This window comes from Caldisericota bacterium (genome assembly GCA_034717215.1).
Classification (GTDB): domain Bacteria; phylum Caldisericota; class Caldisericia; order Caldisericales; family Caldisericaceae; genus UBA646.
Genome location: JAYELD010000009.1, coordinates 1 through 3,039, shown reverse-complemented (window position 1 = coordinate 3,039; position 3,039 = coordinate 1). Strand labels below are relative to the sequence as shown.

Here is a 3,039-nt window from a genome sequence, read left to right as displayed (position 1 = left end):
GCGCAGCTGCTGTATACTGCAAAAGCATCAAACCAGAATTAAGTCCCGCATCTTTGATTAAAAATGCAGGTAAACCTTCACTTAATGCGGGATTCAATAATCTATTTATTCGCCTCTCCGTAATACTGCCTATCTCAGACGCAACAATGCCAAAAAGATCCATTGCAAAAGCAACTGATTCACCATGAAAGTTGCCCCCGGAAAGAACATCATCATCCTCCTCAAATACAATAGGATTGTCAGTCACTGCATTTACCTCTTTAGTTAATGTATCTTCAATAAATTTTAAATTATTCAGAACAGCTCCATACACAGAAGGAATGCAGCGAATAGAATAAGCATCTTGTACTCTGTTTACTGAATTTATTAATTTGCTCCCGATAGTCTCGTTTAACACGAATTTTGCTACTTCTTCCTGGCCTGGGTGAAGTCTTACCCTCTGAATTCTTAAGTCAAAAGCTTCTTTTCTTGCACGCAGTGCCTCCATAGAAAGAGAAGCAGCTTTAAGAGAGACAAAAAAGATATATTTTGCTTCAGTTAATAAAAGCGACGCAATACCTGCTTCTACCGCTGTTCCGTTTATTAAAGCCAACCCTTCCTTTGCCTTTAAACCATTCAGTGGCTCGATATCTTTTTCTTTTAAAACAGGCAACGCATCTTGAATTATCCCATTCCTTATCACTTTGCCCCTGCCTATAATAAGGAGAGCAATATGTGAAAGTGGGGCTAAATCTCCTGATGCCCCCAGGGAGCCATACGAAGGAACATACGGATAAATCTTGTAATTCAACAGATCAATAAGCTTTTCTATTGTAATTCTTCTTATGCCGGAGTATCCCCTCGCAAGTGAATTTGCACGTACTACTATCGCTGCGCGAACCTCTCTTTCGGAAAGAGGTTCTCCTATTCCTGAAGCATGGCTCTTCAAAAGGTTTTCCTGCAGTTTGGCAATATCTTGTTCGCTTATAACTCTGTCATAAAGTTTACCAAATCCAGTAGTTACACCATAAATAATCTTCCTCTTTTTTACTATTTCTTCTACATATTCAGAAGAAGTATTGATTTTATTTAACGCCTCTTCTGCCAACCGAACTTCTTCAAAACTATCTGCAATACTTTCAATCTCTTCTAAAGAAAGTTTTTCACCACTAATTTTTATCATAATATTTACCCATTGAATCCTTTAGTTCAAATAAGCTTCTTATAAAAGGTGTTACTGGTGGATTTCCATTTGGCAAATAAAGAACAGGGTTTACTTTCGCACTTAAGGCTCCATTAAAATCCATTAAAATCGAATCCCCAACATGTACGGCTTCTTTCGAAAGTACATGAAATGCCTCACAAGCAGTAAAAAATATTTTGGGCTCAGGCTTACGCATTTCTACTTCATCAGAAAAAATTAGCATATCAAAATAGTTTAAAATTTTGAACTCCTTCAGAAGTTTCTTAAGAACTCTACCAGGTGTTCGCCCTGTATTTGATATAAGAACAAGATTATAATTGTCTTTAAGCTTTTCCAGACATATATTGATATCGTTTTCAATAAGCACTGGCGGGTTATCAAGATCACATTCTGTATAAAATTTTAAGATTGATAGAAACTGTTTATTAGAAGGATGTGCGTTTATTGTCGTAAACAGGTGCTGAAGTTGTGCTTCCGGAGTAATTGCCCAGTCATTTTCATTAGATAGATGTTTAAGAGATTTATCAAGTTCGTTAAAATAATCTGCTATTTTTCCTCGATACTCATCGGGAAGATTAAGCGTTTTTAATATAAAATCGGTTCGCTTTAAATCTCGTTCCCTTTCATTATCTTTTTTGTCTGTAATCAATGTATCCCATAAATCCAGAGTAACAAGTTTTATCATTTTGAAAATTCCCTTTCAAATTTTCCAATATCAGAAGTTTTGCCTACAAGAAACAAGGAATCTCCTTCGAAAATTTTTTCCTCAGCATTAGGGGAAACAATTATCTCACTTCCTTTTTTAATTGCTATCACCGTTATTCCAAATCTGTTTCTCAAGGAAAGCTCTTTCAAGCTCTTTTTCAATAGCTTTTTAGATACCTCAAACTCAATAATATCAAATTCTTTTGCTATTGAAATGTAGTCAAGGATATTTGAAGAAGTAATTTTATTCGCTACCCTGGTGCCCATATCCTTTTCTGGAAATACAACTTCCTTCACTCCGATCTTTTTTAAAACCCTTCCATGTACTTCACTACTCGCTTTTGCTATAATATTAGTAATTCCCAACTCTTCTAAAACAAGGGAAACAAGAATATTGGATTGAACTTCCCCTATTGCAACAACAACAACATCACAATTTTTGATACCTGTTGCCGCAAGAGCTTCTGGATTGGCTGCTTCAACAACTTCAGCAAAACTCACTTCATCCTTAATATCGTCAACAAGATCGGGATCTTTGTCAAGAGCAATCACTGTACATCCTAATTCTTCAAGATGTGTAGCAACAGCTGCACCGAATTTCCCCAGTCCTATTACTCCAAACTGTTTTTTCATAATTATTGCCTCCTAACCTATGGCTATATCCTCTTCTGGATAGCCTATATGCGGGGTTTTTCTTCTCCCCATCATGCTAATAACTAAACTCATCGATCCTACTCTCCCTACAAACATTGTAACAATAATTACAAAACGCGAAATAGATGAAAGATGTGTAGTAATACCTGTAGAAAGACCTACTGTCCCGAATGCTGAAATTACCTCAAACAAAACTTGTAAAAATGTAAACTCGCCACCTTGCACAAAAAGAATAACAAGAGTTGCAACAGCAATCACAAAAATGGCAAATCCAAATACAAATACCGCACGCATCAAAGTTCCCTTTTTTATCGCCCTCTTGCCTATAACCACGTCTCCTTTTCGTCTTATGGAATAAATAACTAATCCTGTAATAACAATAAATGTCGTAGTTTTTATTCCACCTGCTGTACCTCCAGGAGAACCTCCTATAAGCATAAACCATGTCAAGATAAACTGAGTAGACTGATTAAGATTTTTTATAGCCACTGTACTGA

Annotated in this window: 4 protein-coding genes; all 4 read right to left on the bottom strand. The window is 36.3% G+C overall.

Features of this window, described 5'->3' with window-relative positions; all coding sequences use genetic code 11:
• On the bottom strand, nt 1–1,162 hold a 1,162-nt coding region (locus tag U9Q18_00340), incomplete at its 3' end, for an aromatic amino acid ammonia-lyase (protein MEA3312807.1).
• A complete protein-coding gene (locus U9Q18_00335; protein ID MEA3312806.1) occupies nt 1,149–1,868 on the bottom strand; it encodes an HAD family hydrolase in 720 nt (239 codons plus the stop codon). The genes U9Q18_00335 and U9Q18_00340, both read right to left, overlap by 14 nt.
• On the bottom strand, nt 1,865–2,521 hold the full coding sequence (locus tag U9Q18_00330; protein MEA3312805.1) for a TrkA family potassium uptake protein: 657 nt from the start codon (nt 2,519–2,521) through the stop codon (nt 1,865–1,867). Before U9Q18_00330 ends, U9Q18_00335 begins: the two co-directional genes overlap by 4 nt.
• Before the next feature lie 12 nt (nt 2,522–2,533).
• Nucleotides 2,534–3,039, bottom strand: a 506-nt coding sequence (locus tag U9Q18_00325) for a potassium transporter TrkG (protein ID MEA3312804.1), incomplete at its 5' end; no start/stop codon positions are given.